General features: G+C 51.3%; 13 protein-coding genes. 10 read left to right on the plus strand and 3 right to left on the minus strand.

The features are described 5' to 3' along the window. Positions 1–134: 134 nt before the first annotated feature. Together HII30_RS19270 and HII30_RS19275 are read right to left on the minus strand one after the other, a co-directional pair. Entirely contained in the window at positions 135–539 is a 405-nt protein-coding gene (locus HII30_RS19270) for an ArsR/SmtB family transcription factor (RefSeq protein ID WP_246246731.1), read from the minus strand. A gap of 144 nt (positions 540–683) precedes the next feature. Beyond that, positions 684–1,364: a DNA-3-methyladenine glycosylase gene (locus HII30_RS19275; protein WP_169506673.1), complete on the minus strand. Its 681-nt coding sequence runs from the start codon at positions 1,362–1,364 to the stop codon at positions 684–686. 226 nt (positions 1,365–1,590) lie between these two features. Between HII30_RS19275 and HII30_RS19280 the strand changes: the two genes are divergently transcribed. After that, the gene (locus tag HII30_RS19280) at positions 1,591–2,511 is read left to right on the plus strand and encodes a zinc ribbon domain-containing protein (protein WP_169506674.1); all 921 of its coding nucleotides are present in this window, start codon (positions 1,591–1,593) and stop codon (positions 2,509–2,511) included. A gap of 87 nt (positions 2,512–2,598) precedes the next feature. Next, complete coding sequence (locus tag HII30_RS19285) at positions 2,599–4,524, plus strand: zinc ribbon domain-containing protein (protein WP_169506675.1); 1,926 nt, start codon at positions 2,599–2,601, stop codon at positions 4,522–4,524. Positions 4,525–4,546: 22 nt separating this feature from the next. Here HII30_RS19285 and HII30_RS19290 read toward each other — a convergent pair whose 3' ends face one another. Continuing rightward, a complete protein-coding gene (locus tag HII30_RS19290; RefSeq protein ID WP_169506676.1) occupies positions 4,547–6,616 on the minus strand; it encodes a transglycosylase domain-containing protein in 2,070 nt (689 codons plus the stop codon). A 275-nt stretch (positions 6,617–6,891) separates the two neighbouring features. Here HII30_RS19290 and speE point away from each other — a divergent pair, with 275 nt between their 5' ends. From speE to argS, 8 genes are all read left to right on the plus strand, one after another. After that, positions 6,892–7,719, plus strand: a complete 828-nt coding sequence (gene speE / locus HII30_RS19295; RefSeq protein ID WP_169506677.1) for a polyamine aminopropyltransferase — start codon at positions 6,892–6,894, stop codon at positions 7,717–7,719. A 17-nt stretch (positions 7,720–7,736) separates the two neighbouring features. Then, a complete protein-coding gene (speB, locus tag HII30_RS19300) occupies positions 7,737–8,615 on the plus strand; it encodes an agmatinase (RefSeq protein ID WP_169506678.1) in 879 nt (292 codons plus the stop codon). A 239-nt stretch (positions 8,616–8,854) separates the two neighbouring features. Then, positions 8,855–8,992 (plus strand): hypothetical protein, encoded by a 138-nt coding sequence (locus HII30_RS19305; protein WP_169506679.1) that lies wholly within the window; start codon positions 8,855–8,857, stop codon positions 8,990–8,992. Between the two features lie 19 nt (positions 8,993–9,011). Further along, positions 9,012–9,869 carry a carbon-nitrogen hydrolase family protein gene (locus HII30_RS19310; protein WP_169506680.1) on the plus strand — a complete coding sequence of 286 codons (858 nt, stop codon included), beginning with the start codon at positions 9,012–9,014 and terminating at the stop codon, positions 9,867–9,869. Positions 9,870–9,922: 53 nt separating this feature from the next. Further along, the gene (locus tag HII30_RS19315; RefSeq protein WP_169506681.1) at positions 9,923–10,591 is read left to right on the plus strand and encodes a GNAT family N-acetyltransferase; all 669 of its coding nucleotides are present in this window, start codon (positions 9,923–9,925) and stop codon (positions 10,589–10,591) included. A 12-nt stretch (positions 10,592–10,603) separates the two neighbouring features. Beyond that, entirely contained in the window at positions 10,604–11,278 is a 675-nt protein-coding gene (locus HII30_RS19320) for a GNAT family N-acetyltransferase (protein ID WP_169506682.1), read from the plus strand. 67 nt (positions 11,279–11,345) lie between these two features. Then, positions 11,346–11,771 carry a YwiB family protein gene (locus tag HII30_RS19325; RefSeq protein WP_169506683.1) on the plus strand — a complete coding sequence of 142 codons (426 nt, stop codon included), beginning with the start codon at positions 11,346–11,348 and terminating at the stop codon, positions 11,769–11,771. Further along, positions 11,768–13,447: an arginine--tRNA ligase gene (gene argS / locus HII30_RS19330; protein ID WP_169506684.1), complete on the plus strand. Its 1,680-nt coding sequence runs from the start codon at positions 11,768–11,770 to the stop codon at positions 13,445–13,447. The genes HII30_RS19325 and argS overlap by 4 nt, the downstream gene beginning before the upstream one ends. Positions 13,448–13,451 lie beyond the last annotated feature (4 nt).

Here is a 13,451-nt window from a genome sequence, read left to right on the forward strand (position 1 = left end):
TTCACGGGTACAGTTGGGGCAGGAGAGGCCCTGCACACGGTATTCTGTGAAGCCTGTTTCTTTGGCATATCCTGACGTGTCTGATGAGGATTCATGATGACTATTGTGATGATTGTCGTGATGGTGATGTCTGCTCACAGGATCACCTTCTCCCTATGATGCTCCATCGTCATATGAAGCAGGGTCCGGATATGATCATCCTTAAGAGAATAATATACATTCTTGCCTTCTTTCCGGGAAGAGGCAATGTTTTTCTGTTTCAGGGTCCGTAAATGATGGGAGGCCGTTGCTGTAGAGCTGCCCAGCACCTCCGCCACATCACAGACACACAGCTCCCCGCCGAGGTCCAGCATATAAGCAACCTTGACCCGTGTCGGGTCCGCCAGAGCCTTGAATATGTCGCTCATGCCCACAATATCGTCTTCTAAAATCTGTTCCTTTAAACGGGAAACCGCCTCCGATGAAGGACAGAACGCGTCGCACACCTCTGCGGAGCTGCCAGCTCCCGCAGGTCCAAGCTTCATATCTGCTGCCGTCATGGTTTCAACCTCCTTGATGTGTTCCTGCGATATGATGATCTGAAACTTCTCACCATTATATTCAAACAAAGCTTTGAATGTTAATTCCAATATACTCCCATTTTGCACAACATTCAAATCATGATTTGAATGTTGTGCAGGGGATTACATGGGAATAGGGAAGTCAGCAGCCTTTTTATCGTGGATGGACACGTAAGGATGGCGCGGTATATAAAACCGCCACGGTTTATCGGCATATTCTTCGGCGTAGGGGATGTTAATCCGCGACGCTTGAACGATGGACAGCCGGGTGAGATCGTCTCCATGTTCGAGAAACAACGGACTATCCTGCCGCTTCAGCTCACATCCGTTCAGACTTTTGTCAATGCGAAGTGCGAGGCATAATTTACCCGGCCCATTGCTCATATTAATCGGTTTACCCCCTGGAAGCTTGCCCCGGTACCGGATCATCAGCTCCGCGTCATGAGAGGTGAGCGGCTCCACGGCACGAATAAGTACAGCCTGAGGGTCATCAGCGGCTCCCGTGACGACATTAACGCAGTGATACATGCCATAGATTAGATACACATACGCTTTTCCGCCGGAATGGAACATCGTTTCTGTTCTGTTCGTACGTCTCCCGCCGTATGCATGAGAACCTTTATCCTCAAGTCCCCCATAGCTTTCCGTCTCCACAATTCTGCAGCGGATCTCTCCGTCTTCCGTTCGGCGCACCAGGGTCTGTCCCAGCAGCCGGGGGGCTGCTTCCAGAGCAGTTAGGGCATAAAGCCAGTCTGGCAGCGGTTGAGCATCACGGTGACGCGTGCCAAGTTGATCATCATTCATAAGCTACACCTTCCTTCTATATAGTATAAACAAAATAATTAGCAGGGCACATTAGTCTCCGGCAGTTTGAAAAAATCCTTTCATTCCCTAAAAAGCGCATATATACTAATACCTAAAATAGTTCCAGACTCACACTTTTATCACGATACGATCTCAAAGAAACAGGACCGCCTGTCTTAGGGCGACCCATTCCTGTAATCTGTGTGGTCTGACAAGGAGGAAAACGATGATTTGTTCCATTTGCGGACATGAGAATGTCAGCGGCAAGTTTTGTGAGAAATGCGGAAACCGTCTGGTGGCGGAACCGGAGAAAGACACGACGCCGGAGGCTGAAGAAGCAGCAGCCAGCGCAGAACGTGTAGAAAGTGTAGAAAGTCCGGAACATACAGCTGCTGGTACTGCAGACAATGCACGACATGATCAGGAGGCGTCTGCTGGGCAGACCTATTATTCCCCCCCTGCATCAGTGAACACAAAGACCGTACATACATCAGCATCAGAGCCAGGAACAGGACCTTCACAAACGAATGCATATCTGGAGAGCGCCAAAAAGAATTCGAAAATGTATTTTCAGTATTTCGTGAATGTGTTGAAAAACCCGCTTGCTGCGGCTCAGCGCACCGGAAGTGAGCAGCTCATAAACGGCATCATTACGATGGTCATCTTTGCACTGCTGATTCCTTTAATGACTTATTTATCGCTTGGGGAAGCTCGCGATTATTTGGATCGTTATGGTAGTCCCTTTGTAGATGTCGTTCTTAAACCATGGCTGTGGCTGATGCTTCTGCTGGGCCTGACGGCTGTTTATACGACCGGGGCAGTAAAGCTTGCGACCAATACAAAAGTGGACATCAAGGAAATCTTCGCCCGGTTCGGTACGCTGCTGGTTCCGTTTATTGCTATCGTGATTGTCGGCTTTCTGCTGGCTTTCATGGAAATCGGTTTGGGCGGCAATTTGCTGGCCATCGGAGTTATAGGAGCATTCTTTACGATCCCTGTCCTAATTGCCGTAGACTATAAAAGAGTTCCTGGTGCAAAGCTGGATACACTGTATGCCATCCTGCTCATCTATGCTGCGCTGTTGGTTACGGTGATGATTATTGGCAGATCGCTTCTTTCCATGATGAACTTACCATTCGGACTTTAAGAATCTTCTTTGGGCCTCCTGCCATGCAGGAGGCCCTGAAATATTTATAACGTACATCGACGACCGCTGAGAAGGGGAAGAGAATATATGAGATATTGCAGAGAATGCGGCACAGGCTTGTCGGATCAGGCGAAATTTTGCAGAGAATGCGGGACAGGCACGGACACACAAGCCGGAATCGAAGCACTGGAAGCACGAAATGTGCAAGCATCAGAAGGAGAACAAGAAGCACAGTATGCCCGTGCTGAGGTAGCTTCAGCCTCGCCCGCGCCGGCCAAGGGGCTGAGCCGGAAGCAGAAATGGTTTGCCGGGCTGGCCGTGCTGCTCGTGGTGCTTCTGTTTGGCACTTATAAAGCAGGTGAATATTACGCTTCACCGGAGCGACTGGTTACCCGGTTCGAGAAAGCGCTGGCTTCAGAAGATGCTGCACAAACCGCCGATCTTCTGACCTCGAAAGACCCGAAGCTGGTACTGGATGAGAAGAGCATCACCGCGTTGATGGCATACCTGAAGCAGCATCCGGAAGAGCAAGATTTCCTGCTCAGCGGGCTGAAGGAACAGGCTGAGGCGGCCAAGAACAAGGAGATGTCAGTAGAGCCGCTGGACGGAATCCTCAATCTGGAGAAAGACGGGAAGATGCTGATGTTTGATACCTATCGCCTTGATTTAGAACCTGTCTATTTCAAGCTGCAGACGAATTTTGCAGATACCGTACTGACCGTGAATGGAAAGCAGGCAGCGGTGTCCGACAACGCCAATTTTGAGGTCGAGGCCGGACCTTATGTTCCCGGAGTATACACGGTTGGAGCCCAGCTGAAAAATGACTATATCAACTTGAACGAGACGGTCGAAACGGAAGTATGGGAGCCGGACAGAACCAGAACTGTAGACCTGGAGCTGGACGGAGAGATGGTGGTCTGGGATACCGGATTTCGGGAAGAGCTGGAGCTGGAAGGCCGTATTTATATTAACGGCAAGAAAATCGATGTCAATCCGTTTGAAACCGACCGATTCGGTCCTGTTCCACTAGACGGTTCCGTGAAATTAACACTCGAAGGCGATTTTCCATGGGGAACCATGAAAAGCGGCGAACAAGCGATTGATGAAGATTACCTGGTGTTTGATTTCACCCGCCAGCAGGAATTTCAAGAGATGATGATTACTCGGCTGAGCCAGCATGCCAAAGAGAATATGGAGGCTTTTGTCACCGGGGATATGACGAAATACAGCGGTGTCACTAAAGACTATACAGATGCCATGCTGGAGGTGATTGCTCAGTTTGTGAACAGTGACTATGCGTATACGTCGAAATATTCAGGCACGATTTTTGATATCGGCTCGTTCAGGCTTGTTTTCGAAGAAGGGGAGTGGCGGGCAGCCGTCGTGCTGCAGCCGATGCTGGAAGCCGCAAGCTATCCGGAAGGAGAGACGCCCCAGCTTGAAGTTCAGGATAATTACAGCCGAACCATTCTTGTATACAGCGAGAAGCTGAATAAGTGGCTGATCGCCTCCGATTCCACGGCCTGGGGCTTTGAAACCGACCAGTTGGAGGAGGTTCGGGAACCTTCGCCGATTCTGTACAAGTCACAGTGGAAATCAAATTCAGAAGTATTGCAAGACACGGACGCTGAGGATACAGCCGTGACACTGACAACCTTACAGTCTTTTATGAAAGAATATACGGAGTCTTACGTCGAGGCTGTAAATTCCGGCAAGTTCGACAAGGTAAAGACGCTTCTGGATCCTTCCGGTCCGGCATACCAGGAAACCTCGGATTATATCCAGTATCTGAACAAGAAAGGGATCACGGAGAAGGTGCTCCAGGTTGAAGTTCGCGGTTTCCGGCAGAAAACCAGCAATACTTATGAAGTTACGACCTCCGAGGTGTATGACATTAAGCAGCAGGACGGATCGACCCAAACGAAAGCATTTGAGTCGGCATATCTGCTGACCGCGAAGAATGGAGAGCTGCAGGTCTATCAGCTTGAAGAGACAAAGGAAATACAACAGTAATGTATAGAACAGGAGAGGACCTTTACTCCACCCACCACCGCTTGAAGTCAGACCACCAGGAGTGTTCTTCTTGTTTATGCGTATCTTTGGTCTCAGCAGATTCTGCTGCAGGATGCTCCTCATCTCCGCCATGCTGACAGTACTCAGCAGGCTCGGTGCCTTTCAGGAAGACTTCCAGCGATTTATCCGGGCAGTCTGCGCCGGCGAGCTTGCCGGTTGCGGGATCGATATAGACGCTGACAACGCCTTCGGGAATCGGAAAAATTTTGGGCGGAACGTTTGCGAGAGCCTTCTCTGTATACTCGGCAAAAATAGGTGCCGCATGCCGGGCTTCGGCCGTGGTGATCTCCCTGCCCTTGTCATAGCCAATCCATACGGCGGTTGACAGTTCAGGGGTATAGCCGACCAGCCAGGCATCGGTATCTGTGGTGCCTGTTTTGCCTGCAACCGGGCGCTTCATGAGCGCAGACACTCTGCGCCCCGTGCCGCCGTCTTCAAACACACTTTCCATCATGTGGGTCAGGACATATGCAGCGGCAGGATCCACAACCTGTTCGCCATGTTCTTCAGGAGCCGTGTAGAGACTTCTCCCGGCGGCGTCCGTAATCCGAAGAACTGCGGTAGCAGGAAGCCGCTTGCCGCTGCCTGCCAGGACGGAGAAGGCAGACGCCATTTCGAGCGGGCTGACCGGTGATGTACCCAGGGCCAGGGACGGCACCGTTTGAAGCGAGCTGGTAATGCCTATTTTGCGGGCCATATCTGCCACCTGCTCTGCACCGACCTGCAAAATGGTATTGACCGCATAGATATTGTCCGACGCTGCAATGGCCTGCCTCATATTGATCTCACCCAGGTACTTGTCTCCAAAGTTGCTGGGCTGGTAGGTTTTGCGGTTATCGTCATAATGAAACAGCGTGGGCTGACTGTTGAACATGGTAGCGCTCGTCATCTTCCCTGAAGCAATAGCAGTCAGATACATAATCGGCTTGAAGGCGGAACCCGGCTGCCGGGTTTTGGCCAGAGCATGATTGTATTGATTTTCACGGTAATTTTTTCCGCCTACCATCGCCTTGATATAGCCGGTCCTCGGGTCGATGGACACCAGCGCAGTCTCCAGCTCGGTATCGCCGCCCAGCTCTTTGGACACTGCTGCTTCAGCCGCTTCCTGGGAACGGGCCTCCAGTGTCGTATAAATGTTAAGCCCGCCCTGTTCCAGCTGCTGCTCCGTAATATGGAATTGGCTGGTCACGAGGTTTTTAACATAGTCCCGGAAAAAAGAAGCGCTCAACTTATTCTCCTGCCGGTCCTGCGGCAGCAGCGCCAGCTTCTCACCTGCAGCCTTGCTCGCTTCGGTTTCGGTAATGCTTCCTGTCTGGGTCATGGCATTTAAAACGATGTTTTGGCGGTTTACCGCATTTTCCATATGGTTATAGGGCGAGTAATACGTAGGACCCTTGGGAATTCCCGCGAGCATGGCGCTCTCCGCCAGATTTAAGTCTTTTGCCGGTTTGCCAAAATACATTCTGGACGCGGATTCTATCCCATAGGCGCCATGGCCGTAATAGATTTCATTCAGGTACATTTCCAAAATTTCATCTTTGGTATATTTCATCTCCAGCTGGGCGGTATAGCGGGCTTCTTTCAGCTTGCGGGTCAGCGTTTTTTCATGAGACAGATACAGATTCCGCGCCAGCTGCTGGGTCAGCGTGCTCGCCCCCTGCCTGCTGTTCATATGCTCCAGATTGACGAGTACCGCTCTGCCCATCCCTTTTACGTCAAAGCCGGGATGGTCGTAGAATTTGCGATCTTCTACAGCCAGCGTCGCCTGAATGAGGAGAGGAGAGATTTGATCCAGCGTAACCCGCTCTGAAGAACGTCCCGTGGCAGAGAACGTGGCGATGACCTCACCCTGGCTGTCCAGCAGACGGGAAGCCCGCTCAGTTTTTGCGACAGGCAGGGGCGTAATATAGAGATATCCGAGTACAGCTCCGCCGGCAACGACCCAGAGTACAAGCAGGATCAGGAGAAAGGATATTAGTCTGGATGCCAGGGATTTACGGCGTTTATGGGATGAGATGTTGTGTCCTTTCATTTCTGAGCGCACCTCTTTGCGGGATAAGATCATGATTCATCATATATTCATTATGGGGCTGTATCTGGAAGGATATTCATGAAATGGACTACACTTTTGGAGGCGGTGTGAGGGCAGCTCTATAATTTGGTTGCAATTTGGGCTTGATTTAATATAATACTCTTTGTTTGGTACAATAGAAAAAGATGTGAAACACGCGGCATCTGCCTCAATAAAGTTTTACGGCTTGGATCTGGACGGCTGAACATTATTCTAGCGGAAAGAAGGTAGAGACGATGGAATTATGGTATACAGAGAAACAAACGCCGACCTTCGGCATCACAGCGAAAATACGGGAAACGTTTGTACATGAGAAGACGGAGTTTCAACAGCTCGATATGATCGATACGGAGGAATTTGGACGCATGCTCGTCCTGGACGGTATGGTCATGACGACGATTAAGGACGAGTTTGTCTATCATGAGATGGTCGCTCACCCCGCTCTGAATACACATCCGAATCCGAAAAAAGTGCTCGTTGTAGGCGGCGGAGACGGTGGTGTCATTCGTGAAGTGATCAAGCATCCAGGCGTGGAAAAAGCCGTGCTCGTTGAAATTGATGGCAAGGTTATCGAATATTCCAAGCAGTATCTGCCTGAGATTGCCGGCAAGCTCGACGATCCGAAGGTCGAAGTGCTGGTCAACGACGGGTATATGCATATTATTGAACATAAAAATGAATACGATGTGATCATGGTCGATTCCACGGAACCTGTGGGACCTGCAGCGCCATTGTTTGAGCGCGGTTTCTATCAAGGCATCTATGAAGCGCTGAAGGAAGACGGTATTTTCGTGGCACAGACCGATAACCCTTGGTTCAAAGCGGATCTGATCCAGCAGGTGAACAAGGATGTGAAGGAGATTTTCCCGATCGTACGTGTATATGGTGCGAACATTCCAACCTACCCAAGCGGCCTCTGGACATTTACGATGGGCAGCAAAAAGCATGATCCGCTGGAAGTGGACGAGTCTGCGATTGATGAGATGGATACCAAATATTACTCGCCGCGCCTGCACAAGGCCGCTTTTGTACTGCCTAAATTCGTAGAAGATCTGGTGAAATAAGGAGGAGCATGACACCAATGAAACTGGAACAAGGATACTCCGGCAATGTGTTTATTTTGAGCTCTGACCAATATGAAGACTCCAAAGCGGTCATCTACGGCATGCCGATGGATTTCACCGTCAGCTACCGTCCCGGTTCCCGCTTCGGCCCAGCCCGGATCCGTCAGGCCTCTGTTGGTTTGGAAGAATACAGCCCTTATCTGGACAAAAGCATTGAAGATATCACCTACTTCGACGCCGGTGATCTGATGCTGCCTTTCGGTAATGCCGGACGCAGCCTGGATGTGATCGGCGATTATGTGGGCAAGCTCCTGGAAGACGACAAGTTTCCGATCGGTCTGGGCGGCGAGCATCTCGTGACATGGCCAATCATCCAGAAGATGTATGCCAAATATCCGGATCTGATCCTGATTCATATTGATGCACATGCTGATCTGCGGGAGCATTATGAGGGCGAGCCTTTGTCCCACTCCACGCCGGTCCGCAAAGCCGCTGAACTGATGGGCGGACGCAATATTTATCAGTTTGGTATCCGCTCCGGTTCCCGTGAGGAATTCCAGTTCGGACACAAGAACATCAATTTCCATCCGTTTGAAGTGGCTCAGCCGCTGAAGGAAGCACTGCCGTCCATGGGCAGCCGTCCGGTCTATGTGACGATTGACATTGACGTGCTGGATCCTTCCGCAGCACCGGGTACTGGTACTGCGGAAGCAGGCGGTATTACTTCGAAGGAATTGCTGGAGGCAGTGCATCTCATCGCGAATGCCGATGTTAACGTGGTCGGCTGCGATCTGGTGGAAGTCGCGCCGATCTATGATCCCAGCGAGCAGACGCAGATCGTGGCAGCGAAGCTGATCCGCGAGATGCTGCTCGGGTTTGTGCCATCCCCCTCCTAAATCCTCCCGCCGGGGAGGACCCCAGGGCGGCGCTGCCCCCTGGACCCCCGAAATTGGCGGTTAAGGTACGGTACGTGTAAGGAAGCAGGGTGGGTGCGAGCGCGCGGTCCTGCTTCGGCCATCCCCTTGCGGGGCTGCCTCGGGGCCTTCACTGCGATGCTGCCTGCGGGCGGCCGTTTGCCCGCCCCGGCGGCTTAAGATCACTCCATGCGGACCTCCCTCTGTTAGGGGCGATCCGCATGGAACTTAACCAAAGAAGCATCCCCTGTCTCAGCCTGCGGCTGGCGGGGGATGCTTCTTTGGTTTGGACCGAATTTAAAAGCGCAGCACTTGCGCTGACCCCTGCAGTATCCGATATAATGGGGACATCCTACTAAAAAATAAAGGAGGCGCATCATGAAATTTCGTGTATCCGCCGTTCAATACCATCTGCACACGATTGCATCCTTTGAAGATTTTGCCCGCCAGAGCGAGCATTATATAAAAACAGCCGAGGAATTTGAAGCGGACTTTGTCTTGTTTCCCGAATTTTTCACCACACAGCTGATGTCGATCGGAGATGATCAGGGTGAAGCACTGACCATTAATGATCTGCCTGACTTTACAGAGCGCTACCGTCAGCTGTTTCAGGATTTTGCAAAGCGCTACGGGATTCATATTATCGGGGGAACCCATGTTATCCGCAGAGAAGGCAAGCTGTACAATGTGGCCCACTTGTTTTACCCGGACGGACGAATTGCGGAGCAGGCTAAAATACATATTACTCCTTCGGAAATTACCGGATGGAATATGGGCGCTGGGGAAGATCTCCAGGTGTTCGAGACCGACTTCGGCACGATTGCCATGCTGACCTGTTATGACATCGAATTCCCGGAAATTGTCCGGATGGCGAAAGCGAAGGGAGCTGACGTTATCTTCTGTCCGTCCTGTACAGATGACCGACACGGCTTCCACCGGGTGCGCTACACCAGCCATGCCCGGGCCATTGAGAACCAGGTCTATGTCGTTCTGACCGGCACCGTTGGATCCCTGCCGACCGTAGATCTCATGCGGGCCAACTTCGGCCAGGCTGCGATCATTACACCGAATGATATTCCATTTCCTCCGCAGGGCCTGCTTGCGGAAGGTGAAATCAACAATGATATGATCGTCACAGCTGATCTCGATCTGGATCTGCTGTATCAGGTCCGGGAGAAAGGCTCGGTCACGACCTGGCGTGACCGCCGGATCGATCTGTATCCCGACTGGAAGTAATCGGGTACTGGCAGGGTACGCCCATCTCACACATTAGGAGGTACGTTTAGGCGATGACATTTCATCAACCCTTTTATGTATTTGACGGACATACACCAGTTCCGGCCATAATTCGGAATTATACTCCGGAAGATTTTGAGGAACTGATGGTCATTCAATCCGAGACCTTTCCGCCGCCTTATCCGCCGGAGCAGTGGTGGAATGAGGAGCAGCTGCATAATCATGTCACCATTTTTCCGGAGGGGGCGCTTTGTGTAGAGGTGGACGGTGTCCTGGCAGGCTCCATTACATCCTTAATTGTAGATTATGATCCCAAGGTGCCGGCCCATTCCTGGGCAGAGACCACAAACGACGGGTATATCGGCACCCATCAACCAAATGGAAACACACTGTATATTGCTGACATATGCGTAAGGCCGCGCTTCCGCCGTCTCGGTCTGGGAAAATGGCTGATTCAGGCGCTTTATCATGTAACGGTGGAGCAGGATCTTGAACGTCTGCTTGGCGGCGGGCGTATGCCCGGATACCATGAGCATGCCCCTGGCATGACCGCAGAGGAATATCTGGATCAGGTGGTGACAGGAACCCTCAAGGACCCGGTCATCACCTTCCTTCTGCGCTGTGGACGCACCCCGCTCGGCGTAGCTGCCAACTACCTGCAGGACGAAGAGTCCTGCAATTATGCGGCTTTGATGGAGTGGAGAAACCCTTTCAAAAACTAAGGAGGCTTAACCTTGGAATATATCCGTATTCAATCGATTGAAGACCCGCTCTTCCGCAGCATGCACAACTTAATGAAAGAAGTATTCCCCCCCGAAGAAGTGCTGGAGTTCAGCTTGTGGAAGGAACCGCTTGAAGACCCAGGCATTCGGGTATTCGTCGCTGTGCATGAGCATGAAGTCGTGGGTACGACGGAATATCGCTACTATGAGGACTGGAATGTCGCCATGACCGATTTCACGATCATTGGTCGCGAGGGATTGGGAATCGGCCGCTTTTTGGCACAAAACCGCTTAAAAGATTTGCAGGCACTGGCATCAGAAAATGGAGGACAAGAGCTGTTTGGCATGTTTGCCGAAATTTACGATCCGTATCGTGTGCAGGATTATGAATTCGGCGGCGTAAAGCCGATGGATCCTTTTGTACGGAGGGAAGTGCTGTCCCATCTGGGCTACAAGCGGACAGACCTTCCATATGTTCATCCGTCCTGGAACAATGATGGTGAAGCGGTAAGCGGTCTTGATTTCTGCTTTATGCCGACACAGGATACAGTGGACAAGCTTCCATCAGAGCTGATCATCAACTTCCTGAAGCGGTATTATGCGGTGCTGCCGAACAAGCCGAAGGCCTGGAATGATATGATTGCCGGGTTAGAGCAGAAAGAGACTGTAGCGCTGCTGCCCCTATAATCTCATTTGAATTGATGCCCTATACTGGATATAGTAATACAATAGGTAAGGAAAAGAGGATCGCACGATGCCAGACCGCAAACAGACCACGATTATCCTTCACAGTATGCATGGAGGAGAAAATACGGTGCATGAGCTTCCGGCAGAGGTATTTGCCAAAGGGGAAGCCCTTTATGTTCGTTATGAAGAACCGAGGATGGGGCCTCATCAAGGCAGTACGAGAGCTACGGTTAAACTGAGCATGGACGAGGTCAAGATTCTCCGTCACGGCGAGGTACAGTCAGAGCAAGCATTCCGGCTCGGCCAAAATATGCCCGGCTTTTACCGTTCCCCATTCACCTCATTTCAATTATCTACACATACCCAGCGAATGCATGTGGACCTCCATGGCATGTCCGGCAGCGCTTCGTGGGAGTATGATTTATATGTGTTTGAGGATTGTACAGGACACTTTTCCATCAGTTTGACTATTCAGGAGGCACAAGAAACATGACATTGAATCCACTAGATCATATTCATCAGCTCGTGGCAGAGGCTGTTGCCGAAGCTGCGGTATCTGCAGGACTGATATCCCGCGAGGAAATGCCTGACATTGCGCTGGAAGTGCCAAAGGACAAGTCTCATGGCGACCTGGCAACCAATGCGGCTATGCAGCTGACCCGGATTGCGAAGAAGAACCCTCGCCAGATTGCGGAGGCTATTCTTGAACATCTGGACACCGGCAAAGCTTCTATTGAGAAGGCTGAGATCGCCGGACCCGGATTTATTAACTTTACGCTGAACAAAAACTACCTTTATCCGGTCATCGCCCTGGTTCAGGAAGAAGGCGACAACTATGGCCGTGTTCCTGTCGGAGAGGGCCGGAGAATCCAGATGGAATTCGTCAGTGCAAATCCGACCGGCAGCCTACACCTGGGTCATGCCCGGGGCGCAGCAGTAGGAGATGCACTCTGTAACGTGCTGGATTTTGCAGGTTATGAAGTGACCCGTGAGTATTACATTAACGATGCTGGCAATCAGGTGATGAACCTGTGCAAATCCATTGAAGCCCGGTATCTCCAGGAGCTGGGCCAGCCCGCCGAGATGCCGGAGGATGGCTATCATGGTGAGGATATCAAGGGATTCGCGAAGGAACTGGTTGCGGAAAAAGGCGACACGCTGCTGTCTCTCACACCTGGCGAACGGACTGCATTTTTCCGGGAATACGGCTTGGAGAAAGAGCTTGGCAAGATCAAGCGTGATTTGGCGCGGTTCCGTGTGCATTTTGACGAGTGGTTCAGTGAAACCTCTCTTTATGAAGACGGACTGGTGATCAAGTCGCTGGAAGAGCTCAAGGAAAAAGGCGAGGCGTACGAGCACGAAGGCGCTACCTGGCTGCGGACGACCGATTACGGAGATGACAAGGACCGGGTACTGGTCAAGAATGACGGAACCTACACTTATTTGACGCCGGATATCGCGTACCACCGCAATAAGTATGAGCGCGGCTATGACGAGATGATTAATATCTGGGGTGCTGACCATCATGGTTATGTTCCGCGGATGAAAGCCGCCATGGAAGCGCTCGGGAATGATCCGGCCAAATTGAGAGTGCTTATTGCTCAAATGGTCAGCTTGTTCCAGAACGGTGAAAAGGTCAAAATGTCCAAGCGGACCGGCAAAGCCGTCACGATGGAGGATCTGATGGACGAAGTCGGCGTGGATGCCATCCGGTACTTCTTTACGATGCGCAGCATGGACTCTCATCTGGATTTTGACATGGATCTCGCGGTTTCGACATCCAATGAAAATCCGGTCTTCTATGTACAATATGCTCATGCCCGGATTTGCAGCGTCTTCCGCCAGGCGGAAGAGCAGAACATTCAACTGCAGCCGCTGTTAGAAGTAGATCTCTCCCGCCTAAGCACAGAACATGAATTTGATCTTCTTCGCAAGATTGGCGAATTGCCTCAGGAGGTATCAGTTGCTGCCGAGCATTATGCACCGCACCGTCTCATTCGTTATGTGTATGAGCTGGCTTCATTGTTCCACAGCTACTACAAGGCGGAACGTGTGATTACAGAAGATACGGAGCAGACACAAGCTCGCTTTGCCCTGCTGGGTGCTGTAAGAACCGTTATTGCCAACGTACTGCGCCTGATGGGTGTATCTGCACCGGAACGGATGTAAGAAA

Origin of the sequence: Paenibacillus lemnae, from assembly GCF_012933385.1 — a bacterium.
Classification (GTDB): domain Bacteria; phylum Bacillota; class Bacilli; order Paenibacillales; family Paenibacillaceae; genus Paenibacillus_AQ; species Paenibacillus_AQ lemnae.